This window comes from Micromonospora gifhornensis (assembly GCF_016863515.1).
Taxonomy (GTDB): Bacteria; Actinomycetota; Actinomycetes; order Mycobacteriales; family Micromonosporaceae; genus Micromonospora; species Micromonospora gifhornensis.
This window is the reverse complement of the sequence record NZ_BOPA01000045.1, coordinates 1-17,147: the sequence shown is the minus strand read 5'-3', so window position 1 is coordinate 17,147 and position 17,147 is coordinate 1. Positions and strand designations below refer to the sequence as shown.

19 protein-coding genes are annotated in these 17,147 nt (G+C 72.5%); 8 read left to right on the top strand and 11 right to left on the bottom strand.

Going from position 1 to position 17,147, the window contains the following annotated elements; genetic code table 11:
• Positions 1-148 precede the first annotated feature (148 nt).
• Positions 149-577 carry a DUF2267 domain-containing protein gene (locus tag Vgi01_RS26305; RefSeq protein ID WP_013734372.1) on the top strand — a complete coding sequence of 143 codons (429 nt, stop codon included), beginning with the start codon at positions 149-151 and terminating at the stop codon, positions 575-577.
• Positions 578-661: 84 nt separating this feature from the next.
• Here Vgi01_RS26305 and Vgi01_RS26300 read toward each other — a convergent pair whose 3' ends face one another.
• The gene (locus tag Vgi01_RS26300) at positions 662-1,408 is read right to left on the bottom strand and encodes a PIG-L deacetylase family protein (RefSeq protein WP_102660566.1); all 747 of its coding nucleotides are present in this window, start codon (positions 1,406-1,408) and stop codon (positions 662-664) included.
• Between the two features lie 252 nt (positions 1,409-1,660).
• Between Vgi01_RS26300 and Vgi01_RS26295 the strand changes: the two genes are divergently transcribed.
• Entirely contained in the window at positions 1,661-1,903 is a 243-nt protein-coding gene (locus Vgi01_RS26295) for a hypothetical protein (protein WP_126710797.1), read from the top strand.
• Positions 1,904-1,912: 9 nt separating this feature from the next.
• Positions 1,913-3,175 (top strand): cupin domain-containing protein, encoded by a 1,263-nt coding sequence (locus Vgi01_RS26290; protein WP_204292866.1) that lies wholly within the window; start codon positions 1,913-1,915, stop codon positions 3,173-3,175.
• On the opposite strand, the gene Vgi01_RS26285 is transcribed toward Vgi01_RS26290, so the two are convergent.
• The 6 genes from Vgi01_RS26285 to Vgi01_RS26260 form a co-directional block, all read right to left on the bottom strand.
• Entirely contained in the window at positions 3,172-3,366 is a 195-nt protein-coding gene (locus Vgi01_RS26285) for a hypothetical protein (protein ID WP_239089169.1), read from the bottom strand. The genes Vgi01_RS26290 and Vgi01_RS26285 overlap by 4 nt on opposite strands.
• Before the next feature lie 171 nt (positions 3,367-3,537).
• Complete coding sequence (locus Vgi01_RS26280) at positions 3,538-4,197, bottom strand: hypothetical protein (RefSeq protein WP_102659162.1); 660 nt, start codon at positions 4,195-4,197, stop codon at positions 3,538-3,540.
• Positions 4,194-6,857, bottom strand: a complete 2,664-nt coding sequence (locus Vgi01_RS26275) for an FtsK/SpoIIIE domain-containing protein (protein WP_102659163.1) — start codon at positions 6,855-6,857, stop codon at positions 4,194-4,196. The genes Vgi01_RS26280 and Vgi01_RS26275 overlap by 4 nt, the downstream gene beginning before the upstream one ends.
• Positions 6,850-7,839 (bottom strand): hypothetical protein, encoded by a 990-nt coding sequence (locus Vgi01_RS26270; RefSeq protein ID WP_204292865.1) that lies wholly within the window; start codon positions 7,837-7,839, stop codon positions 6,850-6,852. Before Vgi01_RS26270 ends, Vgi01_RS26275 begins: the two co-directional genes overlap by 8 nt.
• Before the next feature lie 9 nt (positions 7,840-7,848).
• Positions 7,849-8,109 carry a hypothetical protein gene (locus Vgi01_RS26265; RefSeq protein ID WP_013734364.1) on the bottom strand — a complete coding sequence of 87 codons (261 nt, stop codon included), beginning with the start codon at positions 8,107-8,109 and terminating at the stop codon, positions 7,849-7,851.
• 240 nt (positions 8,110-8,349) lie between these two features.
• A complete protein-coding gene (locus Vgi01_RS26260; RefSeq protein WP_102659165.1) occupies positions 8,350-8,727 on the bottom strand; it encodes a hypothetical protein in 378 nt (125 codons plus the stop codon).
• A gap of 304 nt (positions 8,728-9,031) precedes the next feature.
• Between Vgi01_RS26260 and Vgi01_RS26255 the strand changes: the two genes are divergently transcribed.
• The 3 genes from Vgi01_RS26255 to Vgi01_RS26245 are packed head-to-tail and all read left to right on the top strand — an operon-like array spanning position 9,032 to position 12,133.
• Positions 9,032-11,587: an ATP-dependent Clp protease ATP-binding subunit gene (locus tag Vgi01_RS26255; RefSeq protein ID WP_102659166.1), complete on the top strand. Its 2,556-nt coding sequence runs from the start codon at positions 9,032-9,034 to the stop codon at positions 11,585-11,587.
• Positions 11,588-11,618: 31 nt separating this feature from the next.
• Positions 11,619-11,783 carry a hypothetical protein gene (locus Vgi01_RS26250; protein ID WP_199180256.1) on the top strand — a complete coding sequence of 55 codons (165 nt, stop codon included), beginning with the start codon at positions 11,619-11,621 and terminating at the stop codon, positions 11,781-11,783.
• Positions 11,783-12,133: a DUF3140 domain-containing protein gene (locus Vgi01_RS26245; RefSeq protein ID WP_013734360.1), complete on the top strand. Its 351-nt coding sequence runs from the start codon at positions 11,783-11,785 to the stop codon at positions 12,131-12,133. Before Vgi01_RS26250 ends, Vgi01_RS26245 begins: the two co-directional genes overlap by 1 nt.
• A 57-nt stretch (positions 12,134-12,190) precedes the next feature.
• Here Vgi01_RS26245 and Vgi01_RS26240 read toward each other — a convergent pair whose 3' ends face one another.
• The 3 genes from Vgi01_RS26240 to Vgi01_RS26230 all read right to left on the bottom strand — a co-directional run bounded on the left by Vgi01_RS26240 (position 12,191) and on the right by Vgi01_RS26230 (position 14,122).
• Entirely contained in the window at positions 12,191-12,427 is a 237-nt protein-coding gene (locus tag Vgi01_RS26240) for a hypothetical protein (protein WP_102659167.1), read from the bottom strand.
• A 19-nt stretch (positions 12,428-12,446) separates the two neighbouring features.
• Positions 12,447-13,445, bottom strand: a complete 999-nt coding sequence (locus tag Vgi01_RS26235; RefSeq protein WP_102659168.1) for a LysR family transcriptional regulator — start codon at positions 13,443-13,445, stop codon at positions 12,447-12,449.
• A 77-nt stretch (positions 13,446-13,522) separates the two neighbouring features.
• Positions 13,523-14,122, bottom strand: coding sequence for a hemerythrin domain-containing protein (locus tag Vgi01_RS26230; RefSeq protein ID WP_102659169.1), 600 nt, complete (start codon positions 14,120-14,122; stop codon positions 13,523-13,525).
• Positions 14,123-14,275: 153 nt separating this feature from the next.
• Between Vgi01_RS26230 and Vgi01_RS26225 the strand changes: the two genes are divergently transcribed.
• Positions 14,276-15,604: a M20/M25/M40 family metallo-hydrolase gene (locus tag Vgi01_RS26225; RefSeq protein ID WP_204292864.1), complete on the top strand. Its 1,329-nt coding sequence runs from the start codon at positions 14,276-14,278 to the stop codon at positions 15,602-15,604.
• A 56-nt stretch (positions 15,605-15,660) separates the two neighbouring features.
• Positions 15,661-16,308 carry a hypothetical protein gene (locus Vgi01_RS26220; RefSeq protein WP_102659170.1) on the top strand — a complete coding sequence of 216 codons (648 nt, stop codon included), beginning with the start codon at positions 15,661-15,663 and terminating at the stop codon, positions 16,306-16,308.
• A gap of 79 nt (positions 16,309-16,387) precedes the next feature.
• Here the strand turns inward: Vgi01_RS26220 and Vgi01_RS26215 are convergent.
• On the bottom strand, positions 16,388-17,147 hold a 760-nt coding region (locus Vgi01_RS26215), incomplete at its 5' end, for a DUF1275 family protein (protein ID WP_308441816.1).

The following is a 17,147-nucleotide window of genomic DNA, read 5'->3' as shown; positions in this document are numbered from 1 at the left end:
GACCGCGACCAGGCTCGGCGGGCACCACGCTTCGGGCGGGCCAGCCCGATCCGGCCACGGCCCGGTCCGGTGGGTCCGCCGCGACGTCACGACGATCGACGCTGGGAGACCGACCGACGCTGGGAGACCGACCTACGGGGGTGGACAGATGGCTGAGCAGTTCCAGTCGGCAATTGAGTCCTCGGTGGACAAGACCAACCTGATCCTCAAGGACATCGAGCAGGCGTACGGCTGGCCGAAGGCACAGCGCAACCAGTCGTACGCGGCGCTGCGCACCGTGCTGCACCTGCTGCGCGACCGGATGCCGGTGCAGGAGAGCGTGGAGTTCTCCGCACAACTGCCGATGCTGGTGCGGGGCATCTACTTCGACGGCTGGCAGCCGGAGAACGTACCGATCAAGCTCAACCGGGACGACTTCCTCTACGAGGTCCGGCAGGGCTTCCCCTACGACGCGGAGGGCGGCCCGCAGCGGGTGGTCCAGGTGGTGCTGGAAACCCTGCGTCGGCACATCACCCAGGGCGAATGGGACGACGTGCGGGCCACGATGCCCGACGACCTTGTCCAGATCATGCCCTGACCGTCGCGGGTTCGCGGCGCGCCGTCCGGCTCATCCGGACGGCGCGCCCGGCACCCCGGCCCAGCTCAGCCGTATCGACCCGGCCTACCAGAGGTCGAAGTGGAACACCTCGAACGAGGTGCCGTAGCGCACGCCCAGCCGGGTGCCGACCGGGCGGGCACCGCCCTCCAGGAACTCCTGCGCGTCGAAGCTGCCGTCACCCAGCCCGGTCAGGTACGCCTCGTGCGCCAGCAACGACGCCACACCCTTGTCGAACGTCTCGGTGGTGTCGACCCCGTGCTTCGATCGGGGCGAGGAAGCCGCCCAGACCTGGCGTACGCCGTTCCACGGCTCGACGCCGTCGATCAGCTGCTCCGGGAAGATCCACCGGTTGCCGGCGTCGCGTACGGCGTCCAGGGTGGCCCGCCCGACCGCGATGTGGTCGGCCTGGTTGAGGGTGAGCCCGCCGTCCCAGGTCTCCCGGAAGTTGTTGGTGATCACGATGTCCGGACGGTGTCGACGGACGACCGCGGCCAACTCCCGGCGCAGGGCCACGCCGTACTCCAGAATCCCGTCGGGCAGGCCCAGGAAGTCGACCGTGTCCACGCCGACCAGCGCGGCGGAGTCGCGTTGCTCCTGCTCGCGTACCTGTCGGGCGCGTGCCGGTGGCATCCCGTCGATGCCCGCCTCGCCGCTGGTGACCAGACAGTAGACCACCTGTTTGCCCTGTCCGGTCCAGCGCGCGACGGCGGCTGCGGCACCGAATTCGAGGTCGTCGGGATGAGCCACGATCGCCAGGGCGCGCTGCCAGTCCTCGGTCACCGGCTCCAGCGGTTCCAGTGCTTCGGTCATCGCCACCTCCGTTTTGATCGGCTCGGTCCCATCTTGTCACCGGGTCAGGCCCGCAGCAGCCCGGCGGCCTGGTGGCGGGAGCCCACCGGGGTGGCATCGCCCGGTAGTGCCGAGCGCGGCGAAGCGGGCGTGTCGCGGGGCACCGGCGTCTACGGTGGGTTGCACTGGTTTAGAGAAGATCGCGCGCGGGGTACCACGCGCGGCACGGCACACCCCACCGATGGCGGGGTCGGGTTCATCCGAGGGAGCACGATGCCACTCAACGACGACGACATCCAGAGCACCAGCGGCGGCGGCCTGGAAGGCCCGGCCGACGGCGGTGCGACCCCCGGCCAGCACGACGGCGGCGCCGATGGCAGCGCCGAGGGTCCGGCCGATGGTGGTGCGACGCCGGGTCAGCACGACGGTGGTGCGGACGGCAGCGCCGAGGGTCCGGCCGATGGTGGTGCGACGCCGGGTCAGCACGACGGTGGCGCCGACGGTGCCGCCCGGTAGCCGAGCACGATGACGCAACTCGATCCGCCGGGCGGCACGGTCCGCCCGGCGGTGGCGTACCCGTCCGCGCTGGCGCGCTGTGTCAGCGTCGAGCCGGAGAAGTTCGCCGCCGCCCACTGGGGACAGACACCCCTGCTGTCCCGCGCCGCCGAGCTGCCCAATCCGGCCGGCTTCACCGACCTGCTCAGCCCGGACGACGCCGACGAACTGCTCAGCCGGCGTGGTCTGCGTACCCCGTTTTTGCGGGTTGCCAAGGACGGCCAGGTGCTGCCGGCGGCGCGCTACACCGGCGGCGGCGGGGCCGGCGCCGAGATCGGCGACCAGGTCCTCGACGAGAAGATCCTTCAGCTGTACGCCGGCGGCGCCACCCTGGTGCTTCAGGGTCTGCACCGCAACTGGCCACCACTTGTCGACTTCACCCGCGAGTTGAGCCTCGCGGTGGGGCAGCCGTTGCAGGTCAACGCCTACCTCACTCCGCCCGGCAGCCAGGGCTTCGCCACCCACTACGACACCCACGACGTGTTCGTGCTCCAGGTCGACGGGCGCAAACACTGGCGGATCCACCCGCCGGTGCTGCCCGACCCGCTGGAACGCCAACCGTGGGGCGGGCGGGCCGACGAGGTCACCGCCACCGCCCTGGGACCGGCCGCCCTGGACGTGGTGCTCGAACCGGGTGACGCGCTCTACCTGCCGCGCGGCTGGCTGCACAGCGCCCAGGCCCAGCAGTCCAGCTCGCTGCACCTCACCGTCGGCATCCGGGCACTGACCCGGTACGCCCTGGTCGAGGAGTTGCTCGCGCTGGCCACTGAGGACCGCCGGCTGCGGGCCACCCTGCCCTTCGGCATCGACCTGGCCGACCCCGAGGCGATCGAGCCGGAACTCACCGAGACCGTCGAGGCGCTGCGCGACTGGTTGTCGCACGCCGACCCGGCTGCGGTGGCGGGCCGGCTGCGGCAGCGGGCCTGGTCGGCGTCGCGTCCCGCCCCGATCCGTCCCCTGGCGCAGGCCGCCGCGCTGGCCGCGTTGACCGTCGACAGTCACGTCACCGTCCGGCCGGGCCTGCGCTGGCAGCTCACCGTCACCGGCGACCAGGTCACCCTGCGTCTGTTCGACCGCACCGTCACCCTGCCCGCGTACTGCGAACCCGCCGTACGCGCCCTGCTCACCGGCGAGATCACCCGCGTGGGCGACCTACCCGCCCTCGAGACCGACGCCGATCGTCTCACCCTCGCCCGCCGCCTCCTGCAAGAAGCCGCCCTGATCCCCGGCTAGGGGCCGGTGAGGGTGATCCGCCAATCGTTGCTGCGCAGCAGGATGCCGCTGCCCGGCGGGTACTCGAAATCGCACGGGCCGAGGAGAGTGAAGCCGAGGCGACGGCAGAGTGCGTTGGAGGCGGCGTTCTCGACCGACGGGAACGCGTGCAGATGATCGGGTGCGTCACGGTGGCGGGCAGCCTCGCGCACAAGCCGAACCTCCCCACCCTCTCCCCACCCACCCCTCCTCGGCAAATCGCGCGCCGATCTTGCACTTTCGGTCGCCGACTTGCCCCCGTATGCCCCTTTCGCGGCGACACAAAGTGCAAGATCGACGGGGCGCGGGGGTGGGGGCCGGGGCGCTGCGGGGGTGGGGTGGGGTCAGAGGGTGAGGAGGAGGAGGGTGGTGGTCAGGCCGGCGGCTACGACCAGGAGGACGGGGCGGGGGGTGAGGGTGGCGTGGCGGCGGTCGGCGATCAGGCGGGCCGGGATCAGGCCCAGCACCGGTCCGAGGAGCGTGATCACCAGGGCCAGCACGGGCAGGCCGACGGCGAGTTCACCGTCGGTGCGGTCGCCCAGGGCACGGGCGCCGGCCCCCAGGGCGTACGCCAGCACCGCGCCGCCCAGCCCGCACAGCAGCATCAGCGGGTTGACGTTGCCCGGCAGTTCGCCCCGCTGACGGGTACGGCGCAGCAGATCGCGTGCCCCCTCCACCAGCGGCAACGGGTCACCGGTGGCGTCGGGTGTCGGTGCCGGCGGCGCGCCCGCCCGTCGTCCGCCACCGCCCAGCCGGGCGTTGAGTTCCTGCCACAGCACCGCGACCTCGGCGTCGACCCGCTCCTGCGTCTCCCGCGCCGCGGCCAGTTCCCGCTCGGCCCGGTTGACCTCCTCGGCCGACTCGGCCACCGCCCGGTCGGCCGCCGCGCACTGCTGCTCGTACCAGGCGTGCGCCTCGTCCCGCTGTTGCTGCACCCGCGCGCTCAGTTCGGCGAGCCGCCGCAGCTGGGCCGCGTACGTCTGGCTGGTCACCGGTTCGTTCATCGGGACGGTCCGTAGGGGATGATGGTCTGCCCGGTGCGGTGGACCGCCCGGTCGAAGAAGAGCCCGCGCCACGGCCGGGGATACCAGTCCGGCCCCGTGCCGGGGTACAGCGAGCCCAACTCCCCGCCGTGGGTGTCCAGCGCCACCCAGGCCCCGATCTGGTCGATGCGGGCGGTCGGTCCGCCCAGGTCCGCGCGCATCCGGGCCACCCCCCGCCACCACGCCAGCACATGCGTACGCCGTTCGGGGCCGTCGTGCAGGATCCGGCGCAGGTGTGCCGCACCGGTCGCCCTTCCGGTGCGGGCGGCCAGCGCGCCGGCCGCCGCGTCGACGGCGAACAGCAGCAGGTAGTGCGGTGTGCTGCTGGATCCCGGTGCGCCCAGCCCGTCGGCGGTCTCGGCCAACAGTTCGGCCACGCTCTCCTCGTCGTACCAGGCGGCGTCATCGGCGAGGTCCTCGTACAGGGCTCGGGTCGCCGGGTCGGCGTCCTGGTCCAGGCAGGCGATGGAGAACCGGGCCGTACCGGGGCGGTGCTGTCGGGCCAGGGACCGGGCGGCCGCGTCCAGCACCGCGCACGCCTCGTCGACCCGGGTGCCGAGCACGGCCAGGTTCCGTCCGGGAGCGCGAGGCAGTCGCAACGCCGCCGACCGCGCCTGTACGTCGATGATCTCGCCGAGCAGCGCGACCGGGTTGCGGGGCGTGCCGACCTCCGGTGCCGTCAACGCCCGGAAATCCGGCGCGTCGGCCAACCGGGGGATCGCGTCACCGTCGAACAGTCGCGCCGGCGCCGCCTCGGCCGGCCGCATCCGCCACAGCCGGTGTTGAAGCTCGCTCCAGGTCTCCCAGTCGCTTGCCGACGGGATCCGGGCCACCTCGTTGCCGTCGGGCAGGCCCGACTCGGCGTTGACCACCGCGTGGAACTTCGGCAGCGACTGCGCGGCGTCGTTGGACTCGGCCAGGATCCGCAGCGCCTTGGGCAGCGCGATGCGCAGCGTGAACTGGGCGACCAACGCGGGGCGACCCCACAACGCCTCGATGCCGCGTACGTCCTGGGAGGCCAGCACCAGGTGGATGCCCTGGGAACGACCCCGCCGGGCCAGGTCCTCCAGCAGGTCGGCCGCCTCCCGGGCCACCGCGTCCCGCCCGGCCAGCAGCATCTGGAACTCGTCCACCACCGCCACGATCCGGGGCCAGTGGCCGGTCGGGTCCACGGCACGCAGCTCGGCCAGCTTGGTGACCTCGTGCTTCTTCGCCGCATCGGCACGTCGGCGCAGCTCCTCGGCGAGGAACCGCAGCAGCGCCAGACCGAACTCCCGGTCGGTGTTGACGTTGATGCCGACCAGTCGCATGTGTGGCAGCCAGCTCGGGTCCCGTCGGCCCTGGGCGAACCGGGCGAAGGACACCCCCTCCTTGAAGTCGAGCAGGTAGAACTCCAGCTCGGCGGGGGAGTAGCGGGCGGCGAGCGCACCGATCCAGGCGAAGATCAGGTTGGTCTTGCCGGTGCCGGACGGGCCGCCGATCAGCGCGTGCGGTGGATAGTCGCCGAGGGTGACCAGCACCGGCCGCCCGTGCGGCCCCTCACCGATCGGCGCGGTCAGCCCGGTCGCCGAGTCCTCCCGCCACATCTGCTCCGGCGCGGGCAGCAGGTCGGTGAACGGGGTGGGGGCGGGACCGGCGCTGACCACCGTGGCGATCTGACGGCAGGTCTCGGTGACCAGGGTGGCCGGTGGGGGCGGGTCCAGGCGTACCGGCAGGGTGCCGATCCGGGCGTCGGCCCCGGTGGCCCGCACCCGGGTGACCGTCGGATCCTCCGGCAGCGGCACCCCCCGCACGATCAGGTGTACGCCGCACGCGGCACCGGCCCGGACCACCCGGTCGAGTTGCCCGCGTTCGTGCCGGGACAACTCCTCCCCGCCGAGCAGCACCGCCACCCGCCACGGCTCCGGTCGGCGACCGGTGGCGGCGGCCAACTCGCGCAGCGTGGCGTGTTCCCCGGCGAGCACCGTCTCGTTGATCCGGCGGATCTGCTCCACCAGGTCGTCGAGCAGCCGGCCCAGTCCACCCGGCCCGACGAAGGTGAGCAGCCCGGCGGTGCCCAGCGGGGCGAATCCGGCCAGTCCACCGCCCAGATGATCGGGGTCGTAGCCGACCACCCGCACCTCGCCCGGCGCGGCCCGACCGAGACTGCGCAGCAGCAACGCGGACACCACGGCGGCACAGCCCTCGGCGTCCCCGTCGAGGGCGACGTGGCCGCCGTCGAGCAGCGCCACCAGCGCCGGCACCGGCTCGGCCTCGGGCAGCAGCACCGTACCGATGCGGGTCGCGCCCGGTTGTTCACCCCGCCCGGCGGGGGTCGGTCGCCACTGCGCCCACGGGGCCGAGCCCGCCCCGGGCGCCTCCCGGGTCGCGGCCTCGGCCGCCTGCCGGGCCAGGGCCGCGAGCCGCGACGTGTGCTGGGCGTCGATCTCGGCGAGCCGCCGGTCGCGTTCGGCACCCACCCGCTGCGGTACGCCAAGCGCGGCCCGGCGTACGCGGACCGCCCGTTCCCGGGCGGTCGCCACGGCGGTCTGTGCGGCGGCCGACCTGTTCCGGGACGCGCCGAGTGCGTCGGCGAGCAGTTCCCGGACCCGGGCGACCAGCTGGTTGCGCCGGTCAGCCATCGATCCCGTTCCCGTGCCGGCCGGACATCCCGTGCTCGGCGGTAGGCCGTCTCGGCGGCCCGACCCACGGTGCCCCGCGGCGGGGCGGGCGGTGGTCGGCGGACCCGGTCGCGTCCGGTGTCGGCGGGGTGCCGCCCGTGTCCGGCAGGTCCCGGCCGAGCCGGTCGAGCAGCACGCCGGTGAGCACACCGGCGGTGACCGCCGGATCGGCGGCGTGCGGCTGGTCGTCGTTGCCGCGCCGTGGCGGCGGCATCCGGCAGACCCGGGTCAGCAGGGTGTCCAGCACCGGAGGGGGCAGGCCGGGCAGCAGGTCGCGGACCCGGCCGTCCAGCTCGCGGTGCAGCCGGGGCAGATCATCGCTGCGCGGCGGGTGGCCGAGCAACTGCCCGGCGAGGTCGCGCAGCAGCGGCGGTGCCACCGCGGCCAGACCCATGCCCACGTCGGCGTGGGCCCCGCGCAGCTCCCGGTGCAGCCGGTCGCGGTCGCCGGCGCGTACGCCACGCACCACCCGGCGCAGCAGTTCCTGGGAGTCGGTGACCCGATCGTCGGGTTGCTCGGCCGGGCCCTCGCGTCCACCGGTCAACTCCGCCACCCGTACCGCCCACCAGCGGCGCAGCCGCACGTCGCCGGCCGCCTCCGGCGCGGCGTCGGCCACCGGCCCTGCCGCCCGCGGATCGTCGTGCACGGGTCTGCGCTCCGGTGCCCCGGCCGGCGGTGCGGCCCCGTCGGGTGCCAGTCCGATCGCCGCCAGGTACGCGGTCAGCTGCTCCTGGGCGACCCGCAGCGCGTAGCCGGCGGTCTCGGCGTGCTCGGTGGCCGCGGACAGCTCCGGCACCCCCATCGGGTTGGCGGACTCCTGGCGTACCCAGCGCAGCCGCTCGGTGGCCAGCCCGAACTTCTCCAACGCCTGCGTCAGCAGACCCAGTGGCAGTTCCTCGGCAGCGGCCCGGACCTGCGCGCCGACATCCTCGACGATGGACACGCCCGGCCCCTACAGCGTCGCGACGTACTGCTGGGCCTGCTCGACCGCGACGAGCGTCGCGGCGAGGCACTCCTCAAGCTCCTGACTGGCCTGGGTCAGCGACGCCTGCGCCGCCTCGACGGTGGTGTGTCCGCTGCCCTCCAACGCGCCGGCGAGCGTCTGCTGCGCCTCGGCCAGTTTCTCGCCGGCAGCCTGCACGGCGCTCTGGCCGTCACCGATCTGTTGGAGCGCTATGTCGATGGCTGCCTTGAGCTCGGCGACGCTCGCCACGCGGGAACCTCCTGGGGGCGGGGAGGACTCCATTAGAGCCTATGCCGGTTGGGGAACGAACATCCGCCCTGTCAGTGTTGCTGCCCAGCTGACCGGTTGTCGACCACGGGAGACGTGAGTCCGATTCGTGGGACCCGCGGTCGGAAGATCACCAACAGTGATCGACATATGGTCGGCGGGCCGTTCCAGCGGCACCACCCATGGACCGAGTTGGTGATGGCCGGAGTGGCAGTGGCCGGGTCAGGGGCGGAGCCAGCGCGGGCCGTACACCTCGGCGCCGAGCACGGTGACCCGGTCCCGTAGCGCCCGGTCTGCGGTGACCACCAGGCGACGGCGGTCGCCGGCTCCGGCGACCAACTCGACCACCGCGTCGTCACCGGAGCCGGCGGCGGAGACCACCCGCACCCCGTCGACCCCGGGTACCTCGCGGGCCGCGCCCTCCACCACCAGCACCACCTCGACCGGCGGGGGTAATTCCGGCGGCACGCCCTGCCCACCCACCGGCACCAGGGTGTCCCGCAGCCGGGCGGTCGCCCCGGCACGGTCCCGCCACCAGCCGTCCGGCCGGGATCCGACGACGTTGGCGGCGTCCACGATGAGCAGCGGAGTCGCGTCCATCGGCCCACCATGCCACCCGGCCGGTCGTCCCGCGCGACCGCCGCGCCGAGCGACCGTCCCCGCCCAGACGGTTTCGGCGTAGTGGCGATATCCCGCTGCCGTCGATACCGCCACTACGCCGAAACCGAGTCGATCAGGCTCGCTGCCGCGTCCACGGCCCGCTGTCGCGCTCGTCGGCGGGGAGTCGATCAAGACTTTTGCCGGCGGCCTCGCTCGTGCGGGTGGTGCGGGCGGGGGGCGTTTGTCCGGCCGAGGGCCGGGTAGCCGGTGCCGACCGTCTCGCGCCCGACCGCGGAGGACAGACATGATTGGACCCGGCGACTTCGGTTCGGACCCGTGGGACGAGTTCCTGGCCCGGTACTTCGGCCGGGGCGAGGGCGGGCGGCGGCCCGCGCACCGGGTCGACATCACCCGGCTGATGACCGCCGACGCCCGGGAGATGCTGGCCGACGCGGCACGCCGGGCGGCGCAGAAGAAGAGCAACGACCTGGACACCGACCATCTGCTCTGGGCCGCGCTGCAACGCGAACCGCTGCGGGACCTGGTACGCCGTGCCGGCGCGGACCCGGACACCCTGGTCAACGCCCTGGGCGGGCGCGGTGACGGCGCACCACAGGGTGAGGTGCCGCCGAACCTGTCGTTGACCCCGGCGGCCAAGCGTGCCCTGCTGGACGCCCACCAGCTGTCCCGGGCGATGGGCGCGAACTACATCGGCCCCGAGCACATTCTGATGGCGCTGCCGCTGAACCCGGAGTCGCCGGCCGGGCGGATGCTCGCCGCGGGCCGGATCCAGCCGGAGTCGTTGCAGGCCGCCAACGCCGAGCGCGGCCCGATGACCAACCCGCGTCCGGATCGCGGCACCCCCACCCTGGACCAGTACGGCCAGGATCTCACCGAGTTGGCCCGTATGGACCAGATCGACCCGGTCATCGGGCGGTCCGCCGAGATCGAGCAGGCGGTGGAGATCCTGTCCCGGCGGACCAAGAACAACCCGGTGCTCATCGGTGAGGCCGGCGTGGGCAAGACCGCGATCGTGGAGGGCCTGGCCGAGCGGATCTGCGACGGTGACGTGCCGCAGACCCTGCTCGGCAAGCGGGTGGTCCAACTCGATCTGGCCGGTCTGGTGGCCGGTACCCGCTACCGGGGCGACTTCGAGGAGCGGTTGAAGAAGGTGATCGACGAGATCCGGGCGCACCGGGACGAGCTGATCATCTTCCTGGACGAGATCCACACCCTGGTCGGTGCGGGCGGCGCCGGCAGCGAGGGCGGCATGGACGCCTCGAACATGCTCAAACCGGCCCTGGCCCGGGGCGAGTTGCGGGTGATCGGCGCGACCACCCTCGACGAGTACCGGCGCAGCATCGAGAAGGACGCCGCGCTGGCCCGGCGCTTCCAGCCGGTGTTCGTGCCCGAGCCCAGCGGCGAGGACACCGTGGCCATCCTGCGTGGCCTGCGGGACCGTTACGAGGCGCACCACCAGGTGCGGTTCACCGACGAGGCGCTGGTCGCCGCCGCCGAACTCTCCGACCGCTACATCACCGACCGCTTCCTGCCGGACAAGGCGATCGACCTGATCGACCAGGCCGGCGCCCGGGTCCGGCTGCGTACCCGCACCCCCGCCGCCGACGTCCGCGACCTGGAACAGCAGCTCGAAGAGGTACGCCGGGACAAGGAGCAGGCGGTCGCCGACGAGCAGTACGAGCGCGCCTCCTCCCTGCGCGACCGGGTCGCCGAGTTGGAGGAGCAGGTCGGCCGCGCCCGCGGCGACGAAGGTAACGGCAGCCAGGTGCCCGAGGTGGGGCCGGAGGAGATCGCCGAGGTGGTCTCCCGGGCCACCGGCATCCCCGCCAGCCAACTCACCGAGGAGGAACGGGACCGGCTGCTGCGCCTGGAGGGCCACCTGCACGAGAAGGTCATCGGGCAGGACGACGCGGTCAACGCGGTGGCCGAGGCGGTGCGCAGGTCGCGTACCGGGCTGGCCGACCCGCAGCGCCCGATGGGCAGCTTCCTGTTCCTCGGACCCACCGGCGTGGGCAAGACCGAGCTGGCCCGTGCCCTCGCCGAGGCGTTGTTCGGCGAGGCGGACCGGATGGTCCGGGTGGACATGAGCGAGTTCCAGGAACGCCACACGGTCAGCCGGCTGGTCGGCGCCCCACCCGGCTACGTCGGGTACGAGGAGGCCGGCCAGCTCACCGAGGCGGTGCGCCGCCGCCCGTACGCGGTGGTGCTGCTCGACGAGATCGAGAAGGCGCACCCCGACGTGTTCAACATCCTGTTGCAGGTCCTCGACGACGGGCGGCTCACCGACAGTCAGGGTCGGACTGTCAACTTCAAGAACACCGTTCTGATCATGACGAGCAACCTCGGTTCCGAGCTGATCACCGGTAGTCAGCGATCCGTCGGCTTCGGTGCCGGCGCGCCCGGCAGCGATCAGGAGAGCGACGAGCTGCGGGAACGCCTGATGCGCCGGTTGCAGGAGAACTTCCGTCCGGAGTTCCTCAACCGCATCGACGAAGTGATCATCTTCCGGCGGTTGGAGGCCGCGCAGCTGCGCCAGATCACCGGGCTGCTGCTGGAGGAGACCCGCCGCCGGTTGCACGCCCAGGACATCGAGGTGGACTTCACCACCGCCGGTGTCGACTGGCTCGCCGAGCACGGCTACCAGCCGGAGTTCGGTGCCCGGCCACTACGTCGGGTCATCCAGCGCGAGGTGGACAACCAGCTCTCCCGGATGCTGCTGGAACAGCAACTCTCCCCGGGTCAGAAGATCACCGTCGACGCCCAGGACGGCCAGCTCAGCTTCGACGTGTCGAGCGGGTCGCGCGCCCACACGGCTGCCTCGACCACCCATCCGCGCTGAGACGGAATGTCCCTGGACCGGGAGGGTACAGATGACCGAACCGGAGGAGACCCGCGACGACGACCGTGCCGACCCGATCGTGGCGCCGCCGACGGCGAACCCCGCCCGGGTGCAGGTGCCGGCGGAGGGGCCGGACGGCCGGATCGACAAAGGGCACCCGGAAACACCCGGGTCGCCGTCGGCAGAGGAGGGCTGATGGTACGCGAACAGCGACTCGACCCCGAGGTGGAAGTGCTCTGGGAGGACTTCCACGCCGAGGTCAACGTGCCGTCCGAACAGCTGCGGCAGTGGCTGCTGACCCGCGGCTCCGGCGAGGAGGCGTTCGGCCCGAACCCGGACCTGGACCTGCCCGAACCGGGCCGGCAGATCCTCGCCGTGCTGCGCAAGCGCAAGGTCGACCTGACGCCGGAGGACATCGAGGTGATGCGCGAGGCGGTGGACCGCATCCGGGACCTGACCGCGGCCAGACCCAGCCGGGGCAACGCCGACGACGAGTGGCGGCACTCCCTGCTGGACCTCGGACACGACGTACTCGTCGAGCGGTAGGTCGACCCACGACGCCGCCGTCACGGCCCCTCTCGGGCCGCGACGGCGGCGTCGGCGCTACTCGGTGCCCAGGCTGGGGAAGTCCAGCCCGGCGGCGTCCGCGGCGGCCTGCCGGTCGACGCGGGCCTGCTCCTCGCGGGTGATCAGGTTGGCGTACTCGGTCAGGTCGGCCGGGTCGGGCACCTCCGGCAGCCGGCGGAGGAACGCTTCCACGTCCCGCACGGCGGTGGTGTGCCGCGCGGCCGCCTCGCGGAGGACCTCGCGGTCGTCGGCGGCGGGGTAGAGGTCGGTCATGGCCGCCCTTTACCCACCATCAGGCCGTTCGCACCCCCGGTTCGACCACCACCGGCACCGTCGACCGCAAACCGAACGACGGGTTGCGCAACAACCAGGCCAGGTACGCCGGATGCGGGGCCAGCGAGTCGGTGTACGAGGTCAGCGCCGTCTCCAACACCAGGTCGGCCATCCGGGCGGCCGGGGACTCGGGATGCCAGCCCAGCATCAGCCGCCAGCGCAGCGGCGTACCGGCCAACCGCCGGGTCACCAACCCGGCCACCGGCCGGAACGTGGCCTGGCACAACGCCACCGCCTCACCGGCGTCCACCAGGTCGATGCAGCCGCGCACGTCGGCCTCGTACACCTTGCGGGGGGTGAAGCCGGCGCGGGCGCAGGCGGCGGCGAAGCAGTCCCCGAAGCAACCGTCCCCCGGCGCCGCCACCCACTGCTCGTGGCGCAGGTCGGCAAGCGCCACCTCGTCCCGGTCGGCAAGCGCGTGCGTCTCCGGCAGCAGCACCATCACCGGGTCGACGGCGACCTCCCGCCAGCTCAGCCCGTAGTCGGCCGACGGGGTGGAATCGCCGCACACCCCGGTCAACGCGTAGTCCAACCGCCCACCGGCGACCAGTTGGGCCAACTCGTCCACCGACCACGACGCGTACGTGGTGATCTGGGCCTGTGGCTGCTCGGCGGCGAGCCGATGCACCAGCCGGCCCAGGATCGGGCTGTTCACCCCGCCGAAGCGGTAGCGGCGCGGCGCGTCCCCCGCGCCGGCCAGTCGGGCCGCCTCGTCCTGCAGGCCCTTCATCGCCGGCAGCAGCACCCGGGCCCGGGCCAGCACCAGCTCGCCGAGCGCGGTGGGCCGGGCCCCCCGACGGTCCCGTTCGAACAGCGGTCCGCCCAGGGTCCGTTCGATGCGCTGGAGCTGGGCGGTGAGCGCCGGTTGAGCCAGGCCGAGAGTCGAGGCCGCCTTGGTCACGCTCCCGGTCTCCGCGATCGCGCAGACCACCCGCAGGTGGCGCAACTCCAGATTCATAGCGTGACGGTAGGGCCACGGAGCAGTTGGCGGTAGTGCCTGGACGAATCAACGACCATGAACATGTCGTGGCTCACTCAGCGTGGCGGCAGATCCTTCAGCTCGCTCAGCTGTGTGTGTCGACCGGTGACCGCGTCGCGGAGCTTGTCGACAAGCGCCACCGCCGGCTCGACGATGCGGTTCCACGGCGGGGTGTGCGGGACGCCGGGGTGCGGGCGGGTGGGCGCGGCCTCCTCGGCGATCTCCAGCCGGTTGCCGAGCCGGACCAGCTCCTCCTCGGTGGCGGCGTCACACAACCGCTGCACCAGCGCGTCGACCGCCGTCACGTGCGCCTCGACCAGTTGGGCGACCATCGCCAGCCGGTCGTCGGTAAGCCCCCGCAGCGCCATCAGCAGGGCGGTGTCACCGGCCAGCACCTCGGCGACCGGCCCGTCGGCGTCGGGCAGCGCCTGGCGGACGGCGGGCAGCAGGTACTGCTCCTCGGCCGACAGGTGCCGGGACAGGGCGGCGACGAGGATCTCCCGCCCGTGCGCCGGGTCGGGGCCGGGCTCGACCAGCCGGTGGGTCAACTCCAGCAGCTGCTGGTGCTCCTCGGCGATGGTGGCGGCGATGCTACGCCCGGCGGGCTGGTAGCCGTCGCCGGGAGTGGGGGGTAGCGGCGGCAGGTGGACGGACACGGTCCCTCCTCGGCGGGCGGGTGGAGCGCCGATGATATGGCAATCTCGGCGCGGGGCAGTACCCGCACCCGTCGGATGCGAAACCGTCCCGCCCAGGGGTCCGGGCTGGACCGGCGCTGCATGGGCGTGACCTGCGGCTGGTATGAAGAGGCGATGACGAGTGACGCCCGCCCCGCCCTTCCCGCGCCGACCGACGAGGTCGTCGACCTCTGCCGGGACCTGCTGCGTATCGACACCACGAACACGGGCGACAACGCCACAAGTACGGGCGAGCGGCTTGCCGCCGAGTACGTCGCAGAGAAGCTGGCGGAGGTCGGCGTCGACTCGGTGCTGCACGAGTCCGCGCCGGGCCGGGCAAACGTGATCGCCCGGATCCCCGGCACCGATCCCAGCCGGGGAGCGTTGCTCGTCCACGGCCACCTGGACGTCGTGCCGGCCGACCCCGCCGAGTGGTCGGTGCACCCCTTCTCCGGCGAACTGCGCGACGGCTACCTGTGGGGTCGGGGCGCCATCGACATGAAGGACTTCGACGCGATGGTCCTGGCGGTGGTACGCCACTGGCAGCGCACCGGCGTGCGTCCGCCGCGCGACATCGTGCTGGCGTACACCGCCGACGAGGAGGCGGGCAGCGACTACGGCGCGCACTTCCTCACCAGCCGGCACCGGGAGCTGTTCGACGGCTGCACCGAGGCCATCGGCGAGGTCGGCGGCTTCTCGTACTCGGTGGACGAGTCACGGCGGCTGTATCTGATCGAGACCGCCGAGAAGGGCATCGACTGGCTGCGGCTGCACGCCAAGGGCCGACCCGGGCACGGCTCGATGGTGCACGACGACAACGCGGTCACCGCGCTGGCCGAGGCGGTGGCCCGGATCGGGCGACACCGCTTCCCGGTGGTCGTCACCGACACCGTCCGGGCCTTCCTGGAGGAGGTCTCCGAACTGCTCGGCATCGAGCTGGACCCGGAGGACCCGGAGACGGCGATCGCCAAGCTCGGCCCGATCGCCAACATCATCGGCGCCACCATCCGCAACACGGCCAACCCCACCCGGCTCGCCGCCGGGTACAAGGAGAACGTCATCCCCGGCAGAGCCAGCGCCACCATCGACTGCCGCAGCCTGCCCGGGCAGTCGGAGCTGCTGGAGCGGCAGCTGCGGGAGCTGATCGGCCCGGACATCGCGATCGAGTACATCCAACGCCAGCCGGCGCTGGAGACCACCTTCGACGGCGCGCTGGTCGAGGCCATGTCGGCCGCGCTGCGCGCCGAGGACCCGGGAGCGCATCCGGTGCCGTACATGCTCTCCGGCGGCACCGACGCCAAGGCGTTCTCGCAACTGGGCATCCGCTGCTTCGGCTTCGCGCCGCTGCGACTGCCGGCCGACCTGAACTTCTCGGCGTTGTTCCATGGCATCGACGAGCGGGTTCCGGTGGACGGACTACAGTTCGGCGTGCGGGTTCTCGACCGGTTCCTGCGTACCTGCTGATGTCACGCCCGGTTCGGGCAGGACATCACGGAAACAGCCTGAAAGGGACGCCTCCTATGACCGACCAGCACGGTGAGCTGGATGCCGCTCTCGAGCGCGTGATCGAAGCGGCCCGTCACCACCTGGCCGCCGTCCGCGCCGCGCAGGGCCGGATCGACGATGACGACGTCTGGCGGGCGTACGTCGCGCTGAACAACGCGTCCTTCGCCTACGACGAGCAACTCATGGACGCCTTCGGCGAGGTCACCCCGTGGGATGTCGAGTCGATCGACCCGGACGAGGTCGACCAGCGCATCGCCGGGGCCGACGGGGTCGAGCCCACCGACCCGCACCCCCAGGTGATCTCGGTACGCCAGCGGCGTGACTACCGGGTGCCGAGCGTCTCCGCGCTGATCCGCGTCGCCGAGGCGGCCCGGCGCGAGGGCATCCCCGCCGAGGAGGAGGTGCCGCCGGTGGAGGGCGTCGGCGAGGCGGTGCTGGAGCTGCTGCAGAGCGGCGACGGCTCGCTGTCCGCGCTTGACGTGCCCGAGTTGGAGCCGCTCGACGGCGTCGTCATGGTCAGCGAGGTCGGCACCCCGGTCGACCTGGAGTCGTTCGACGACGACGACCCGGTCGGCCCGTTCCAGCCGGCCGCCGACGACCGGCTCGTCGGGCGTCTCGACGAGCACCCGTTCCTCGACGACGAGGCCGAGCACGCGCACTGACACCGACACCACCGAGCCGGCGTCGTCCGCGAGGACGGCGTCGGCTCGGCGTCGGTAGGGCGTCCCGGCGGTACGGGATTCACGACGTTCGCGACTGTCGCTTCAACAGCGCCAGGACGAACATCACCACGATCAGCGCCCAGGCGATCACGTAGGTGACGATCGGGCGTTGCTCGCTGGCCGCGCCGACGTAGCCGCCGATCGCGTAGCTCGCCAGACACAGCAGGCCGAGACCGGCGATGCGTCGGGCACCGCTGGTGTCGCCGCGTTCGAAGATCCAGTCGGCGAGACCCCGGGTGGTCCGCAGCACCGTGCCGGTCTGGAACGACGTGGCGGTCTGCACCCCGAAGGTACGGGTGACGAGGCCACCGAGGATGCCGACGGGGAAGGCGCACAGGGCGGTCAGGATCGTGCGTTCGGTCAACGAGTCCCGACCCGAGTCGAGGGACCGGTCGACCAGGCCCCAGAGGACCAGCAGGGCCAGCATCGCGAGCAGTTCCCAGCCGGGTGGCCGCAGCGGACCGATCGAGGGGAACTTCCGCAGCCCGGCACCGAGCAGACCGCCCAGGCCGAATGCGACGAGCGACGCCACTGCGGACGGCCACGCCGGCAGGTGCCCGGCCAGCCCCATGCCGACGAAGGCCACATTGCCGGTCTGGATCCCGACGAACACCTTGTACCGCAGAAACGCGAAGGCGTCGACCACGCCCGCCAGACCCGTGCCCAGCATCAGAGCGAACAGCGGATACCGGAAGTCGAGTTGCGTGCGGTTCCACCGTTGTGGTGACTGCCGGCCCGATGGTCCGGTTCTGTTCTGGCGACTGGACATTGCGCACACT

Coding starts and splice junctions, on each gene's coding strand:
- Vgi01_RS26305 (WP_013734372.1), top strand. CDS start 149: ATGGCTGAGCAGTTCCAGTCGGCAATTGAGTCCTCGGTGGACAAGACC.
- Vgi01_RS26300 (WP_102660566.1), bottom strand. CDS start 1,408: ATGACCGAAGCACTGGAACCGCTGGAGCCGGTGACCGAGGACTGGCAG.
- Vgi01_RS26295 (WP_126710797.1), top strand. CDS start 1,661: ATGCCACTCAACGACGACGACATCCAGAGCACCAGCGGCGGCGGCCTG.
- Vgi01_RS26290 (WP_204292866.1), top strand. CDS start 1,913: ATGACGCAACTCGATCCGCCGGGCGGCACGGTCCGCCCGGCGGTGGCG.
- Vgi01_RS26280 (WP_102659162.1), bottom strand. CDS start 4,197: ATGAACGAACCGGTGACCAGCCAGACGTACGCGGCCCAGCTGCGGCGG.
- Vgi01_RS26275 (WP_102659163.1), bottom strand. CDS start 6,857: ATGGCTGACCGGCGCAACCAGCTGGTCGCCCGGGTCCGGGAACTGCTC.
- Vgi01_RS26260 (WP_102659165.1), bottom strand. CDS start 8,727: ATGGACGCGACTCCGCTGCTCATCGTGGACGCCGCCAACGTCGTCGGA.
- Vgi01_RS26255 (WP_102659166.1), top strand. CDS start 9,032: ATGATTGGACCCGGCGACTTCGGTTCGGACCCGTGGGACGAGTTCCTG.
- Vgi01_RS26250 (WP_199180256.1), top strand. CDS start 11,619: ATGACCGAACCGGAGGAGACCCGCGACGACGACCGTGCCGACCCGATC.
- Vgi01_RS26245 (WP_013734360.1), top strand. CDS start 11,783: ATGGTACGCGAACAGCGACTCGACCCCGAGGTGGAAGTGCTCTGGGAG.
- Vgi01_RS26240 (WP_102659167.1), bottom strand. CDS start 12,427: ATGACCGACCTCTACCCCGCCGCCGACGACCGCGAGGTCCTCCGCGAG.
- Vgi01_RS26235 (WP_102659168.1), bottom strand. CDS start 13,445: ATGAATCTGGAGTTGCGCCACCTGCGGGTGGTCTGCGCGATCGCGGAG.
- Vgi01_RS26225 (WP_204292864.1), top strand. CDS start 14,276: ATGACGAGTGACGCCCGCCCCGCCCTTCCCGCGCCGACCGACGAGGTC.
- Vgi01_RS26220 (WP_102659170.1), top strand. CDS start 15,661: ATGACCGACCAGCACGGTGAGCTGGATGCCGCTCTCGAGCGCGTGATC.